Below are 14,597 nucleotides of genomic sequence, written 5' to 3' on the forward strand. Positions count from 1 at the left end.
AGCAAACGGCTGGTATCCTGTTTGGATACCAGCCGTTTGTTCAGAAAGTGATTTTCACCGTTTCGCCCTGCGCAGTGTGTATCTCCACAAGCGTCATGCCGCCAAATGATCGGCGCAGCTTTCTATACATCCTGAGGATCTCCCGCTGATCTTCTTTGGAAGCGGGGAGAATATCCGGAAAAATCTTCGCAAGAATCCGCAGCGTGAGCCGGTTTCCGATCAAGTGATTCGGAATCGGCAGAAACGGCAGCGAAACGTCGTCTGTTTTGATTTTAATTCTCATGATTCCACAAAAATTTCGACGGTGTCACCGTCACCGCTTTCAACTTCCATGAGTTTTCCGACAACGCCGCTTTCAATCAGCGAAATGATTGCGTCAATATCGATTGCTTTCAGTGCGTCACTGCCATTAAATTTGAAATTTTCAAAATTGAGCTTCGATGCAATCCGTACAAACCCAAGCGGCAGATTGATGTTGACCCGGTCGCCATCGCTTGAGAGCACGCGAATGCGCAGAAGCATCTGCTCAAGCGGCTTACGCGCATCATCCGGCAACAACGATACGGTTTCGTTTTTTTCGCGCACCAACTCGTCGAGGGAAACGTGGAAAAAGTCCGCCAGCGCAATCAGTGTCGGCAAATCGGGAATGCTTGCATCCGTTTCCCATTTGCTGACCGCCTGAGGCGAAACGCCCATCTGCTGTGCCAGCTCGTCCTGTGTCATTTTGTATCGTTTGCGCAGTTCGTTGATTTTTTGTCCGATTGAATGCTGCATAAAAACAGTCCTTTCTGTGCTTGGTCTGCCTTTTATTATAGGCAGTGTACTGCAAAAAGAAAAGCGACCCGCAGTGGGATCGCTCGCTTGTTGGTTGATTTTTTTGAAACCAGCAGTTGTTCTTTCGAAAAAAGCCGTTTTTACGCCGATTCTTCCGATGATAAAAACGCTTTTACCTTCGCGATATTCGCAAGGCCGTCTAAATAGCCGGTCTGATACAGCGCCATGATATTGTCGCGGTTACGTTCCATGCGGCCGACAGTCACAGGTGCACCCGGCTGAATCACAAATGCGCGCCCGGCTTCCTTTTCCGATTCGACATAGTCAAGCGTTTCGTTGTACGAAAGATACCGCCGCTCGAGCGCTTTGACCATGTTCGGGAAGCGTTTTCCGTATTTTAACCGAATCGGCAGCATCAGCTTGTTTTTCTTTTTGCGATAGGAAGCGTCCTGCGTTAAAATGACAACGCATTTTGTGCAGCCGTCCGCCTGGGCTTTTTTGAGCGGGATTGAGTCGGCAATACCGCCGTCCATCAAAAAGTGTCCGTCATAGGGAATCGTTGGGGAAACGAGCGGCAATGAACTCGATGCTTCGACAAGCGCACGCTGTGCCTGCAAATCGGTGATTTCGTCATAGCGGGCAAATCCCGTTTCGCAGTCGGTTGTAACGCAGACAAACGGGCATGTTTTGATTCCTGTTTGAAAGGCGTCAAAGTCGAGCGGAACGAGCGTATCGGTCAGATCGTCAAAAATGAAACGGTTGCCTAAAAAATAGCCGGTTTTTAAAAAGCTGCGTACACCCATATAGCGCGGATCATTTAAATATTCGGTGTTGGCACGGATATAGCGGCCTTTTTGTCTGCCGATAAACGAAAGCGCATTGCATGCACCGGCCGATACACCGATGCAGTAGTCGAATGTGATGCCGTTTTCAATGAATGCGTCAAGCACACCGGCAGTATACCCGCCGCGCATGCCGCCGCCCTCTAATACAATGCCATTTTTGCGCACTGGAGTCATCTCCCAAAATCCATTTTTCCCCATTATAGCACGCGAAAATCATGGAATCAAGCATCAGACTTTGTCGAGTTGTCTGTCTGTTCGAGTGATTTGCGGATTGTATGGAGATCCTCTGCCATCACACCGAAGCCGTACAAAAAGTTTCCGACAAACGGAGAAGCTGCGGCGGCAATGAGCCACACGACACTTGCACGGAGTCCGGCGGTCAGCGTCGGTGCATCCACCATGCGCAAAGCTGCCGTCCAAATGAAAAATACCGCCGCTGCTGCCGAGAGCACTTTTGATACCCATTTCATATGAAATGCGGCAGAATCGGGACGGAACGGATATCGTCCGGAAAAGAGCTTTCCGTCCGGATTGCCGTAAAGGTAGCCGCGGCGCACCAAAACCGGCAGGCAGACGCCGATGAACAGCACAAACAGCAGCGATTCAAGCGGCCAAAGCGCGATGTTTTTGACAATGCTTTTGAAAAGATAATAGAGATATCCTTTTGAAAAGAGCATCGCGCTCCAGAAGGAACCGAGCAGGATGTTGACAAGAATGTTTACGGTGAGCTTTGCGGCAAAAATGCGTACCGCGCTGATTTTTGTGCGGTATAAAAACAAGCAGTAAATGAATATGCCTGCCATGCTCGAAAGTGTGTATCCAAAGAAATATGCGCCCTGCGGATACATCAGATAGCCGACGATGTCACCTGCAAATCCGGCGGCAAGGCCAACGAGCGGGCCGTAAATGGCAGCGCCCGTCATCTTGACGAAGAAGGTTAAGAAGATGTACAGGTTTTCGCCGACGGGAACGCGCAGCATGCCGAGTGCGGCGGACAGTGCGGTGAAGACTGCGGCAATCATGAGCGAACGCAGACAGCGAAATTCTGCGGCAGCGGCTTTCCAATAGCCGATGGAGACGGGCAGTGTGTAGATGGATGTGTCTTTGTTTTTTCGCATAAAAAATCCTCCTCTTTATGTGCGAAGCCAACAAACGTACCACCATTGTGTCACACAGAAAGAGAAGGGAACCTTCCATTTTTGTTATGCAACAGTGGGATGCGAGCACTGTACCGCAAGCCGATGGCTTTTCGTCCGTCTGACAACTCCCCGTTCAGGCGGCACTTGACGCACAGCGCTCTACTCTGTGATTTGTACGCATTAACGATAGCACACTTTTTGTGCTTTGTCAAATCAAAGAAAAAGGGCGCGAAAAAAATTTTAAAAAAGATGAATTTTCCTCTTGATTTTTTTAAAAAGTGTGGTATAATAATATTCGTTGCAAAACAACAGAACAAATTGGGGTATCGCCAAGCGGTAAGGCAGCAGATTCTGAATCTGCCATTCCGGTGGTTCGAATCCATCTACCCCAGCCAAAAACAAGCAATCTACAGTTGTAGATTGCTTGTTTTTTTCTGTAGATGGATTCGATAGGAGCGGTGTTAGAAAACAGTCCAGTGGACTGTTTTCCCCGCGACCGGTCTTTTGCCGCAGCAAAAGCGAATCCATCTACCCCAGCCAGACTGGGTCTGGACGCAATTCGCGTTCGGCGGACTAAGTCCGCACTGACTTCGCGTCGGTGGTGAAGCGGGAGGAGAAAATGATTCGCCCGCGGCCGGACTAAGTCCGCATTGATTTCGCGCTGACAGTGAAGCAGGAGGAGAAAATGATTCGCCGCGGAAGAACTCTCCGAAAAGACCGTAATCAAAAATAATTGTAACAACAAAAAAGCACCCTCGTATGAGGGTGCTTTTTTTCGTTTTTTATTACCAGTCGGTTTTGACCGGTTCGATCTTCCAAATGTCGGTCGAATAGTGACGAATTGTACGGTCGGACGAGAATTTGCCCGAGTTTGCCATGTTGATGAAGCATTTCTTTGCAAACGCTTTGCGATCCTGGTAATCGCGGTTTAAGCGCAGACGTGCTTCGATAAAGCTGTTCAGGTCGCCCAGTACATAGTAGTTATCCGGACGGGTCCAGCCTGCACCATAGAGCAGGGAATTATAAATCTCGCGGAACAAACCGCTGCCGCCGTCGTTCAAAGTACCGTTTACAAGCGTATCAACGACACGGCGAATCTTCTCGTCGCAGTCATAGATGCCTTTCGGGTTGTAGGTCTGCATGATCGAAGACAGTTCTTCAACTTTTGCGCCGAAGATGTAGTTGTTTTCTGCGCCTGCTTCCTCGACGATCTCAACGTTTGCACCGTCGAGTGTACCCAAAGTGACTGCACCGTTGATCATGAATTTCATGTTGCCGGTACCGGAAGCCTCTGTGCCTGCAGTGGAAATCTGAACCGAAACGTCTGCTGCTGCAACGAGCTTCTCCGCATACGAAACGTTGTAGTTTGTGACAAACACAACTTTCAACAGATCTTTTGTCTGCGGATCGTTGTTGACGAGATTTGCAATCTCATTGATGAATTTGATGATGCCTTTTGCACGGCGGTAGCCCGGTGCCGATTTTGCGCCGAAGATGAAGGTTGTCGGGTAAAAATCGGTAATCGAACCTTCTTTGATGCCGTAGTACAGGTAAAGGATCGAGAATGCATTTAAAAGCTGACGTTTATATTCGTGCAGACGTTTGACCTGAATGTCGAACATCGAGTCCGGATTGAGCGAAACGCCTTCTTTTGTTTCGATGAATGCGCAAAGACGCTCTTTGTTTGCGCGTTTGATTTCCATAAAGCGGGTGAGAGCAGCGTCGTCATCTGCATACGGCTCCATTGCTTTAATCTCTTTCAAAAGCGTGGTGACGCGGTCATGACCGAGTGTTTCGCACACAAACGAGAATAGTTCCGGATTGCACAGTGCAAACCATCTGCGCTGAGTGACACCGTTTGTTTTGTTCTGGAAGCGTTCCGGATAAACAAGGTACCATTCTTTGAGCGCATCGCGTTTGAGGATTTCGGTGTGGATGCGGGCAACGCCGTTTGTATAGGACGAAACATAGATTGCCAGACGAGCCATGTGCACCATGTTGTCGTTGATGATCTGCAAGCGGCCGATTTCCTCACCGGTCAGCTTCATGTAGCGCATCTCTTCAGACAAAAGACCATTGATCTGCATGATGATGTCGAGAATCTGCGGAACAACTGCGCGCATCAGATCGCACGGCCATTTTTCGAGTGCCTCTGCCATGATGGTGTGGTTTGTGTAGTTGAATACCTGATGGCAGATACCGAGTGCCTGTTCGAAGTCAAGACCATGACATCTGGTGAGCTGACGGACAAGCTCCGGAATTGCGATAACCGGATGGGTATCGTTTAACTGGATGGTGATATATTTGCCGAACTGCGAAAAATCATCACCGTGATATTTTTTGTAATCTTTTAACAGATCGGTGATCGAAGCACAGCAGAAGAAGTACTGCTGTTTTAAGCGGAGGACTTTGCCTTCCCAGGTATCATCGTTCGGATAAAGTACGCGGGAAATGTCTTCTGCGCGGTTTTTGTCGCGGACAGCATTGTCATACTGCTGCGCATTGAAGAGGTTAAAGTCAAACGGAGTCAGACTTTCTGCCTGCCAAAGACGCAGATTGCCGACGTTTTTCGTGTGATAGCCAACGATCGGCATATCATACGGGACAGCGTTGACCACCTGATCTGCAAATTCGACGCGAACGGTGTCTTTTTCGCAGCGGCGGCTCCATGCACCGCCGTGGATGTTCCAGTCGTCTGCAATTTCTGTCTGGAATCCGTTTTCGAATTTTTGTTTGAACAGACCGTATTTATAACGGATGCCGTAGCCGTCAAGCGGCAGATTCAGTGTTGCGGCACTGTCCAAAAAGCATGCTGCCAAACGGCCCAAACCACCGTTTCCGAGCGCTGCGTCTTCGATTTCTTCAAAATCGGCAATCGATCTGCCGAAGGTTTTCAACACTTCGTCCACGGTGTCGGTTAAACCTAAGCACAGCAGGTTGTTGTAAACAGCGCGTCCAACCAAAAATTCAGCCGAAAAATAGCATGCACGGCGGTTCTCGTTGTGCGCGTCGCGGCTTTTATGAATGTCATGAGAAAGTTTTCCCAAAATCAGTTTTGCAACCGCATAATGGATCTGATAAATATCCGCTTCCTCCGGTGTGACGTCATAGTCAAGGGCGAGTGTACGGGTAAGATCCGAAAGAAATTCTTCTTTTTCGTAAGTCATCGTAAATTACCTCCAGTAAAGCTTGGTGAGTGCTTTGATTTTATTTGATACTGCGGGGGTGAGCTGGTCTTTTTTCACACGCCAGCACCAGTTGCCGCTTGCGGTAGACGGGGTGTTCATGCGCGATTCAGCACCCAGTCCCAAAAAGTCCTGCATCTGTGCAATGGCAGTGTTTGCCGGACTCGCCCAAACAGCGGCGAGTACCGCATCGGCACAATCTTCGTTTTCGGTGATGCGCAGATATTTTTTCATGTAGTTAAGCTCGCTGCGGGTGCGGGATTTAAGCCATGCACAAAGCGGCTCGTTGTCGTGCGTACCCGTATAGCATACGGCGTTTTGCACGTGATTATGCGGCATATAGTCGCTTTCCACATTCGGCGTGAATGCAAATTCCATCACTTTCATGCCCGGGAAGCCCGATTCTTTTAAGAGTTCGCGGACTTCGTCGGTGATGATGCCTAAGTCTTCGGCAATGATTTTGCGTTCGCCCAATACCTCTTTGACGCGGTTAAACAGCTCCATGCCCGGACCTTTTTTCCACTCGCCGCCGGTTGCGTCTTCATCGCCTGCCGGAATTGCCCAGTAGCTTTCGAATCCGCGGAAATGGTCGATGCGCACACGGTCAAACACGCGGGTTGCGTGGTCGATGCGGCGAATCCACCAGTCAAAGCCGGTCTGACGATGTGCTTCCCAGCTGTAAACCGGGTTGCCCCAAAGCTGTCCGGTTGCAGAGAAATAGTCGGGCGGACAGCCTGCGACCTCAACCGGGGTGCGGGTTTCATCCACCATGAACAGAATCGAGTTTGCCCAGACGTCTGCGCTGTCATGTGCAACATAGATCGGCAGGTCGCCGAGGATTTCGATGCCTTTTTCGTTTACATACGTTTTGAGCGCTGTCCACTGTTTATAAAACTCGTACTGGACAAAGCGCCAGAACAAAATCTCGTCATACAGCCGTGCATACGTTGCCTGCAGGGCGTCATAGTTGCGGTAGCGCACGTCGTCCGGCCATTCATACCACGGTTTGCCGCCGTTTTCCTCTTTGAGCGCCATGAACAGGACATAGTCCTCGAGCCATTTGGTCTCCTTGCAGACGAATGCTTCGTATTCCTCGTCCGGGTTTTCGAAAAAGCGTTTTGCCGCCTTTTTCAAAAGCGGATACCGGTTTTCATACAACACAGCGTAGTCTACACGTGTTTCGTCTTCTCCCCAGGAACGTGAAGTGATCTCGCTTTTTTTGAGCAGACCCTCTTTGCAGAGTGTGTCCAGATCAATAAAATACGGGTTTCCTGCAAACGTAGAGAACGACTGATACGGCGAATCACCGTAGCTGGTCGGGGAAACAGGGAGCATTTGCCATACTTTCTGTTTTGCGCGTGCAAGAAAATCGGCGAAGCGATATGCTTCTTTGCCCATGGTGCCGATGCCATACGGGGACGGCAGGCTGGACAAGTGCATCAAAATGCCGCTTTCGCGCATAAGTAACCTCTCCTTTTATTTTATAATCATGATAAGATACAAAAAACATGCTGTGAACCATCCAATCATTGGCACACAACAAAAATATTATAACAGTTTTTATGGGTATTTACAAGGCAAAACCCTTGTAAAGTGACGTGTAAGAGCCGCTTTCATCGGAAAAAAGCAAGAATCAGAATGTTTTTTGCGTGCGTTGCAATCAAAAAACAGGTGTGCTATACTGAAAACGAACAGCATCCGCCGTTTCACACGGTGGATTGGACAGTTTGAAAGGAAGAACCACACATGAACAAAAACCGATATGAGGTGTTTTTGGATATCGACGGCACACTGCTTTGGGGAAGCAAAATTCCGGCAAAAAAAGACCGGGATGCGATCAAAGCCGCGCGTGAAAACGGACATCTCATCTTTTTGAATACGGGACGCGGACCGGGGAATATTCCAAAAGAACTGCTTTCTGCAATGCCGATTGACGGCATCATTGCCGGCGGCGGTGCATGGATTTTGATTGACGGCGCCGTGATTTATAAAAAGGAAATTCCGATTGAAGAAGCATCGAGCCTTTGCGGAATGCTGCTTTCAAAAAAGATTCCGACTGTATTTGAGGGCGAACGTCAAAACGCGGCGATTTTGCCGGATGAACGGGTCGGCGACGCGGTGTTTGACGAAATTGCCGCAGAATCGGACATTCTGCCGGTACTCAAAAAAGACAGCTGGTCAAAAATCACGTTCTTAGTGCGAAAAGACGAGCTGCCCGGCGAGATTTTGTCGAAGCTCAATGAACGGTTTGACGTGATCGCGCATCCAAATTACTGCGAAGCGATTCTGCTCGGCTGCGACAAGGCAAAAGGCATGGCGCAGGCGCTTTCTTATACGAATGTGCCGCATGAGCGGAGCATTGCAATGGGCGACAGCTTAAACGATACACAGATGCTTTCGTATGCACAGATTGCCGTGGCGATGGGCAATGCGCTCGAGCCGGTCAAGGAGATGGCGGACTATGTCACACTGCCGGTGACGGAATGCGGTGTTGCGGCGGCACTCCATCATTTCGGACTTATTTCTGAGGATCAGCTGAAAGGAGAATAAACAATGGACTATCAAATCAAAGGCTATGAACCGGTAGCGTTTTTTCACCATTTTGAAGAAATCAGCGCCATTCCGCGCGGTTCGGGAAACGAGGAGGCGATCAGTGCCTTTTTGGTCGATTTTGCAGAGAAAAACGGACTTTGTGCGTATCGTGACGCGGTGTTCAATGTTGTGATCGAGAAGCCGGCGTCTGCAGGCTATGAGAACGCACCTGCCGTCATGCTCCAGGGTCACACCGACATGGTGTGCGAGAAAAACGTGGATACCGTCCACGACTTTCTGAAAGAGGGCATCAAACTGGTGCAGGAGGGCGACATCCTGCGTGCGGACGGCACGACACTCGGCGCAGACAACGGCGTTGCGGTCGCACTCATGATGACGATTCTTGAAGATAAAACACTCTGCCATCCGAAGCTCACCTGCGTGTTCACTGTGCAGGAGGAAACGGGACTGACCGGTGCAAAAGAACTGGACGGCTCGAAAATTGACGCACGGCTGTTAATCAACCTCGATTCCGGCGGACTCGGTCATGCAACCGTCAGCTGTGCCGGCGGTATGCGTGTACGGATGCGCCGTGATGCAAACTATGTTTCTGCGAATCAGCCGGCGCTCCATATTGCAGTGCGCGGTTTGCAGGGCGGTCACTCGGGCGTGCAGATTCATCTCGGCCGCGGCAACGCCAACAAGCTGATGGGCCGGATGCTCTTCTCCTTGCGTGAAGCATTCCCGGAACTCACCGTTTCGTCGATCGCAGGCGGCAGCAAGGACAATGCAATTCCGCGTGAATGCGATGCGGTCGCTGCATTTACATCGCAGGAAGACCTTTCGCGCGCAGAGGAGATCATCCGCGCAATCGAGCAGGATATTAAGGCAGAGCTTGCCGAGAGTGATCCGGGCTTCTTTGTAAAAGTTGAGCCGTGCACCGCAGAGCGTGTCATGGAAAAGAATGCGTCCGATGCACTCGTGTCGCTTCTGTATCTGGCGCCGAACGGCGTTTGTGACCGAAACGAGCAGGCAGGCGGCTTTGTCGTTCGTTCGCTCAATCTGGGTGTGATCTATGAGGAAGACGGCAAAGTCGTGCTGGTGTTCGCACCGCGCAGCTCGGTCGCTTCTTTGCAGGAGGAAACAAGAAAAACGCTTTGTTTCCTGGCAGACACATTCGGATTTTCGACGGAAATCGGCGAGGAGTATCCGGGCTGGGCGTATAATCCGGATTCGCCGCTGCGCCGGCTGTTCTGCGAAGTATGGAAGGAGCAGACCGGTGAAGAACTCTGCTGTGAGGCAATTCACGCAGGTCTTGAATGCGGACTGTTTACCGAGAAACTGCCGGGACTTGATGCAATCGCTGTCGGCGTAGACGAAAGCGGCGCACATACCCCGCAGGAGTCGCTTGACATGACAACGGTTCGTCCGGTCTATGATCTCGTGTGCGGCGTGCTTAAAAAGATGAAATAAGAAATTGATGCAAATAAAAAGGCGTTCCGTTCGGAACGCCTTTTTTTCAGGTTTATTTTTTAATCCGCGGGTCGGTGTTTAAACGCACAAGTCCTACAATGATGACTGCGGCAAACAGCACCGCACCGCTGACGATGAGCCACACAAGGTCTATGAGAATGCCGACTGCCAGAACGCAGAATGCGGCGGTAATCTGGAGCATTAAAACACCCACCGACCGGCAAAGACGTGGCTTATCATATTTTGCCTTTTCGGTTTCGGGCAGCGTGTTATAACCGGCGATCAAATTCGCGCCTCGCCCGCTTAATAAATAAAACGACAGCACGAGCATCAGAAGAATGGCCGCGCCGAAGATGATGCCGACAAACAAATGAGTGGGTTCCATTGCAAAACAGCTCCTTTTATCTTCCGTCCGTTTTGAGTGTCACGCAGACAATCTGCGGCCGGTTAAAGACACGAAGCGGGAATCTGCTGTTGCCAAGGCCGCGGCTTATGACGACTGTCGCACTGCCCGCCGGATAGACCCCGGCAGTATAGCGCGGGAAAACGCCCTGGTCGGGCGCAAACAGCCCGCCGATGAGCGGAAGCCGTACCTGCCCGCCGTGTGCATGGCCGCAAAAGACGAGCGACGCACCCGACTGCGCATACATCTTTATAAGATGCGGGCGATGGGAGAGCAGAATGCAAAACGGCGTGTGCGCCATTTCGACAACGGACTGCATAATATGGGCGTGAATTTCCGTGCCCTGCCCGTCACCGAACCGGTCGGGCGAAACGCGTACATCCATGATGCCGCAAATCGCAATTTGTGCGCCGCCTTTTTCGATTGTCGCACTGCTGTCGTTTAAGACAGTGACGCCGCGTTTTAAAAGAAGCGGCAGAAGCGAGGGATAAAGCCCCGACTCCGCCTCGTGGTTTCCGGGGCAATAATAGACCGGTGCAATCGCACAGAGCGCTTTGATGAGGTTAAGCGCCGGCGAAAACGTCGCGGTCGTCGTGCGCCGCTTGTCAATCAGATCGCCGGTGATGACGATGCGACTGGGTTTGCACGCGGAAACCGCGTCAATCAGCCGCCACTGGTCAATGCCGAACGATTTGTTGTGCAAATCGGAGAGATGCACAATCCGTTCGCCTGAAAATGCGGCAGGCAGTGCAGAAAACGAAAGCGTTTTCCGCCAGACTGTGAGACTGTTGTCCTGCCACCACAAAAACAGAATAGCGAGCAAGAGGAAAACGGCCGCAATCAAAAAAATCCATCCCATGAGGAGCCCTCCTTGCAGGATTTAAACAGGGATATACCGTCCGATAAATGCGTAAATGTCGTTTAACACCTCGTCGCGGCAGAAATCGTTTAAAATTTCGTGGCGCGCGCCGTCATAGAGCTTATACGACACCGTCTGCAAGCCCGCTTCTTTTAGCCATTCATATACCTGGAGCACGCCTTTGCCGTACTTGCCGACCGGATCATCCGCACCGCTTACAAGCAAAACCGGCAGATTGTTCGGCACGCTTTGCGCCCATGCTTTTGTCGAACAGCTTTTAAGCAGACGGTAAAGATCGCGGTATGCCGTTACGGTGAATGTAAATGTGCAAAGCGGATCGTTGTCGTATTTTTTGGTGTGCGTGTGATCGGCGGAAATCCATGCGTTTTCCGAAGGATCATCGGGAAAACGCTTGTTAAAGCCTGAAAAACTCTGATTTTTTAAGAAATTGCTCTTGTATTTCGGCCCGTGGAATGCGCTGATCACATTTGCCGCCAGAATGCCGAACGGCACGAGCGGGTTTTTGCCGCTGGTACCCATTAAAATGGCGCCGTCATAATCATTGCCGTACCGCGCAAGCACACTGCGTGCAATAAACGAGCCCATACTGTGACCAAGCAGAAAATACGGTTTATCAGGGAACCGTTTTTTCATAATCTGGGTGAGCCGGTGCACATCCTCAGGCAGAATGCGCGCGCCGTCCGTTTCGTGGAACCAGCCGAGCGAGCCGTCTGCACGGGCACGCTTGCCGTGACCCAAATGGTCGTGGCCGCAGACCGCAACACCGTGCGCGCAGAAAAATTCGGCGAGCGGCCGGTACCGCTCAAAATATTCGCACATGCCGTGCGAAATCTGCAAAACAGCCGATACCTCGCATTCATCCGGCAGGTATAAATAGCTTGCCACGCGGGTTTTGTGGTCGGCGGATAAAAAAGAATCCGTTTCACGGATGATGTTCATAGAAAAATGCCTCCGAAGGTGTGAAAATCAATAGCTTGCTTTGATGCGGTCTTTTGCCTGCACCACAAGCTGGCGGTCGTTGTCATAGCTTAAAATGCTGGCCGCATGATTGATTTCGACCCATTTGATCTGCGCGATTTCCTCTTCCTGCGGGGTGTAGTCATAGGTGACGGCTTTTGCAAGAAAGTAAATGACGTCTTTTGTCGTTTCTTTTTTCGGCGCATACGTAATCACGCGGCGAAACGAGGTGTCGAGCATGACCTCGATGCCGGTTTCTTCCATGATTTCGCGCACAGCCGTCTGTTCTTCGGTTTCACCTTCTTCCACATGGCCTTTCGGAAACGACCAGTGGCCGCCGTTTTGATTTTTAATCAGCAGCAATTCAATGTTGCCGTGAAATTTGCGGTAAACGATTGCACCGCAGGATTTCTCGTGCTGCATGAACGAGACCCTCCTCTATCTAAAAAAGTAAATGTTATTTTTTATTATATCATATGAACGGCAAAATGTGTTGAAAATCTTTTAAAACCTGTTTTTGCTTGCATTCAAAACACAGGGTCGGTATAATGAAAGAAACAGGACAAAGAGCACAGAAAGGACGGGGTTTTTTCGATGAAAACAGCAATCATTCCCGAATTAAAGCAGATTACAACATATCCCACACCGCTTTGCCTGATCAATTATACGTTAAGCGACAGCGTTTTGGACAATTTTCCACATGCGAACGAGATCTTTGTGGAAAACGGGCGCTTAGACGGTACAAAACCAATCCGCTATGTTGTGCAGTCGATGCCGATGGAGGCATACCGCATTTGTGCAAGAAGTGACCGGATTGACATCATGGCTTCCTCGAAAAAAGGACTCATGTATGGTCTGTTTACGCTCTCGGAACTTGACTTGGCAAATGACGGCGAACTCAATGAATTTGACGTGTATGACGAGCCAACGCTCTTACTGCGTGCGCTGTCCGATGATATCTCCCGCGGACAGATTTCTTCATTTGCACACTTCTGTGCAATCATCCGCCGGCTTGCACGGTATAAATACAATACATACATGCCCTATATGGAAGATGTGTTCAAATTTGAATCCGTGAGAGCATGGGGACGTTATTCCGACCCGATGAGTGCAGACGAATGGAAGGCAATCATCGCCTATGCGCGCGAATGGATGATCGACGTGCGCCCGATTGTCAACCTGCTCGGCCATTTTGACAAGCTTGTTTATGTAAAAGAACTTCAGCCGCTTGCACTGCGCAGAAAAGACGGCATGCTTATCTCCTGTATGGACCCGACAAATCCGCAGGTGCGCGACGTGATCTGCAAAATGCTCAAAGAAATCGTCGACTGCTTCGGCGTCGGTGTGATTCACTGCGGCGGCGACGAGCCGGTCGGACTCACCGAAGTGTTCGGCGAAGAAGAGGGCGGCAGACTGTTCATTGAGCATTACCGCTTTATCCACGAGGAGCTTGCAAAGCTTGGCTGTACGATGATGATGTATGCCGATTTCTTTGCGCCGCCGTGGGGCAACTATGCCGTTCCGGTGACGCGTGCAAGAGAACTGCCGGACGACACCGAGTTTGTATTCTGGGACTATGCGGCAAGAGAAGCGTATCCGTTTGTCGATGCGCTTCACAATCAGAACATCCGCATGGTGCTTTCTCCGGGCACCTGGACATGGAAGCGGTTCTCCTGCGACATCCGCCAGTGCTTCGACAATACAAAAGGGCTGTTAAAAGCAGACGGCGGCCGCAGTGACGGCATGATTATGTCCTCGTGGGCAGACGGCGGTGACACCCTGCGGGAACTGACTGTTCCGGGTGTTTTGATCGGTGCGAACTTCTGCTGGAACCCGACGTCTAACTATGATTACGAAACAATCTACAATGTGATGCACAAGAGCCTTTATGGCTTTGACGAATTGCAGTCAGCACTGTTAGAGCCTGTGTATCATCACGACCGGATTGTGCGCCGTGCAGACGAGCATGAATTCAAGCAGGAAATCTGGCGCAGTCCGTTTGACCCGGTCGGATTCAAAGACAAAGAAAATATCGACATTCTGTGCGCGGCAATGCGCAAAGCGGAGGCGGATTTTTATTCACTCACACCTGCGCGGAACAAAGATACATTTGATGCACTGCTGTTCTCGCTCGCCGGTGCAAAATTCACCGCGGACAAAATTTCGCTTCTGCCGTGGAAGCGTCCGCAGTCGATCGAAGAGGGAAGCATCTATGCAAAACGTGCACTCCTTCTCTGCGGCGAACTGCGTGCATTAAAAGAACTGCACCGCACCCTCTGGCACAAGACAAACCGTGCGTCCGAGTGGGAACTGTGCGCGTGCCGGTATGACGATCTGTGCGATGAGCTTCAGATGTTTGCGCGCAATGTGACACTGCGCCGGTTCTATGAAAAAAATCATTGAGACGCC

Annotated in this window: 13 protein-coding genes, 1 tRNA gene and 1 riboswitch; of the genes, 4 read left to right on the top strand and 10 right to left on the bottom strand. The window is 50.6% G+C overall.

Annotation, left to right across the window (positions count from 1 at the left end; genetic code table 11):
* Window positions 1-40: 40 nt before the first annotated feature.
* The 4 genes from H6A12_RS04570 to H6A12_RS04585 all read right to left on the bottom strand — a co-directional run bounded on the left by H6A12_RS04570 (window position 41) and on the right by H6A12_RS04585 (window position 2,737).
* Window positions 41-283, bottom strand: a complete 243-nt coding sequence (locus tag H6A12_RS04570) for a hypothetical protein (RefSeq protein WP_204445265.1) — start codon at window positions 281-283, stop codon at window positions 41-43.
* Window positions 280-774, bottom strand: coding sequence for a helix-turn-helix domain-containing protein (locus tag H6A12_RS04575; protein ID WP_204445267.1), 495 nt, complete (start codon window positions 772-774; stop codon window positions 280-282). The genes H6A12_RS04570 and H6A12_RS04575 overlap by 4 nt, the downstream gene beginning before the upstream one ends.
* 140 nt (window positions 775-914) lie before the next feature.
* Window positions 915-1,784 carry a patatin-like phospholipase family protein gene (locus H6A12_RS04580; protein WP_204445269.1) on the bottom strand — a complete coding sequence of 290 codons (870 nt, stop codon included), beginning with the start codon at window positions 1,782-1,784 and terminating at the stop codon, window positions 915-917.
* Window positions 1,785-1,840: 56 nt separating this feature from the next.
* The gene (locus H6A12_RS04585) at window positions 1,841-2,737 is read right to left on the bottom strand and encodes a folate family ECF transporter S component (RefSeq protein WP_204445271.1); all 897 of its coding nucleotides are present in this window, start codon (window positions 2,735-2,737) and stop codon (window positions 1,841-1,843) included.
* A gap of 90 nt (window positions 2,738-2,827) precedes the next feature.
* Window positions 2,828-2,927: riboswitch (THF riboswitch) on the bottom strand.
* A 150-nt stretch (window positions 2,928-3,077) separates the two neighbouring features.
* On the opposite strand from H6A12_RS04585, the gene H6A12_RS04590 reads away from it, so the two are divergent.
* Window positions 3,078-3,153: transfer RNA gene (locus tag H6A12_RS04590), tRNA-Gln, on the top strand.
* 390 nt (window positions 3,154-3,543) lie between these two features.
* Here H6A12_RS04590 and H6A12_RS04595 read toward each other — a convergent pair.
* Window positions 3,544-5,925, bottom strand: coding sequence for a glycogen/starch/alpha-glucan phosphorylase (locus tag H6A12_RS04595; RefSeq protein ID WP_204445273.1), 2,382 nt, complete (start codon window positions 5,923-5,925; stop codon window positions 3,544-3,546).
* A gap of 6 nt (window positions 5,926-5,931) precedes the next feature.
* Complete coding sequence (malQ, locus tag H6A12_RS04600) at window positions 5,932-7,404, bottom strand: 4-alpha-glucanotransferase (RefSeq protein WP_204445275.1); 1,473 nt, start codon at window positions 7,402-7,404, stop codon at window positions 5,932-5,934.
* Window positions 7,405-7,689: 285 nt separating this feature from the next.
* Here malQ and H6A12_RS04605 point away from each other — a divergent pair, with 285 nt between their 5' ends.
* Entirely contained in the window at window positions 7,690-8,493 is an 804-nt protein-coding gene (locus H6A12_RS04605; protein ID WP_204445278.1) for an HAD hydrolase family protein, read from the top strand.
* Window positions 8,494-8,496: 3 nt separating this feature from the next.
* Window positions 8,497-9,948, top strand: coding sequence for an aminoacyl-histidine dipeptidase (locus tag H6A12_RS04610; protein WP_204445280.1), 1,452 nt, complete (start codon window positions 8,497-8,499; stop codon window positions 9,946-9,948).
* A gap of 52 nt (window positions 9,949-10,000) precedes the next feature.
* Here H6A12_RS04610 and H6A12_RS04615 read toward each other — a convergent pair whose 3' ends face one another.
* Genes H6A12_RS04615 through H6A12_RS04630 form a run of 4 tightly spaced genes read right to left on the bottom strand, consistent with a single transcriptional unit; the run spans window position 10,001 to window position 12,611 of the window.
* The gene (locus tag H6A12_RS04615; RefSeq protein WP_204445282.1) at window positions 10,001-10,333 is read right to left on the bottom strand and encodes a DUF3784 domain-containing protein; all 333 of its coding nucleotides are present in this window, start codon (window positions 10,331-10,333) and stop codon (window positions 10,001-10,003) included.
* Window positions 10,334-10,349: 16 nt separating this feature from the next.
* Complete coding sequence (locus tag H6A12_RS04620) at window positions 10,350-11,210, bottom strand: metallophosphoesterase (RefSeq protein ID WP_204445285.1); 861 nt, start codon at window positions 11,208-11,210, stop codon at window positions 10,350-10,352.
* A gap of 21 nt (window positions 11,211-11,231) precedes the next feature.
* Window positions 11,232-12,170 (bottom strand): alpha/beta fold hydrolase, encoded by a 939-nt coding sequence (locus tag H6A12_RS04625; RefSeq protein WP_204445287.1) that lies wholly within the window; start codon window positions 12,168-12,170, stop codon window positions 11,232-11,234.
* Window positions 12,171-12,197: 27 nt separating this feature from the next.
* Window positions 12,198-12,611 carry a bis(5'-nucleosyl)-tetraphosphatase gene (locus tag H6A12_RS04630; RefSeq protein ID WP_204445289.1) on the bottom strand — a complete coding sequence of 138 codons (414 nt, stop codon included), beginning with the start codon at window positions 12,609-12,611 and terminating at the stop codon, window positions 12,198-12,200.
* Between the two features lie 171 nt (window positions 12,612-12,782).
* Here H6A12_RS04630 and H6A12_RS04635 point away from each other — a divergent pair, with 171 nt between their 5' ends.
* On the top strand, window positions 12,783-14,591 hold the full coding sequence (locus H6A12_RS04635) for a family 20 glycosylhydrolase (protein WP_204445291.1): 1,809 nt from the start codon (window positions 12,783-12,785) through the stop codon (window positions 14,589-14,591).
* The last annotated feature ends 6 nt before the right edge of the window (window positions 14,592-14,597 follow it).

This window comes from Merdimmobilis hominis, assembly GCF_016901855.1.
Taxonomy (GTDB): domain Bacteria; phylum Bacillota; class Clostridia; order Oscillospirales; family Ruminococcaceae; genus Paludihabitans.

What these genes read in the sequence shown, in the direction of transcription:
- H6A12_RS04585 (WP_204445271.1), bottom strand. Translation starts at nt 2,737, where the DNA reads ATGCGAAAAAACAAAGACACATCCATCTACACACTGCCCGTCTCCATC.
- H6A12_RS04605 (WP_204445278.1), top strand. Translation starts at nt 7,690, where the DNA reads ATGAACAAAAACCGATATGAGGTGTTTTTGGATATCGACGGCACACTG.
- H6A12_RS04570 (WP_204445265.1), bottom strand. Translation starts at nt 283, where the DNA reads ATGAGAATTAAAATCAAAACAGACGACGTTTCGCTGCCGTTTCTGCCG.
- H6A12_RS04615 (WP_204445282.1), bottom strand. Translation starts at nt 10,333, where the DNA reads ATGGAACCCACTCATTTGTTTGTCGGCATCATCTTCGGCGCGGCCATT.
- H6A12_RS04595 (WP_204445273.1), bottom strand. Translation starts at nt 5,925, where the DNA reads ATGACTTACGAAAAAGAAGAATTTCTTTCGGATCTTACCCGTACACTC.
- H6A12_RS04625 (WP_204445287.1), bottom strand. Translation starts at nt 12,170, where the DNA reads ATGAACATCATCCGTGAAACGGATTCTTTTTTATCCGCCGACCACAAA.
- H6A12_RS04610 (WP_204445280.1), top strand. Translation starts at nt 8,497, where the DNA reads ATGGACTATCAAATCAAAGGCTATGAACCGGTAGCGTTTTTTCACCAT.
- malQ (WP_204445275.1), bottom strand. Translation starts at nt 7,404, where the DNA reads ATGCGCGAAAGCGGCATTTTGATGCACTTGTCCAGCCTGCCGTCCCCG.
- H6A12_RS04630 (WP_204445289.1), bottom strand. Translation starts at nt 12,611, where the DNA reads ATGCAGCACGAGAAATCCTGCGGTGCAATCGTTTACCGCAAATTTCAC.
- H6A12_RS04575 (WP_204445267.1), bottom strand. Translation starts at nt 774, where the DNA reads ATGCAGCATTCAATCGGACAAAAAATCAACGAACTGCGCAAACGATAC.
- H6A12_RS04635 (WP_204445291.1), top strand. Translation starts at nt 12,783, where the DNA reads ATGAAAACAGCAATCATTCCCGAATTAAAGCAGATTACAACATATCCC.
- H6A12_RS04620 (WP_204445285.1), bottom strand. Translation starts at nt 11,210, where the DNA reads ATGGGATGGATTTTTTTGATTGCGGCCGTTTTCCTCTTGCTCGCTATT.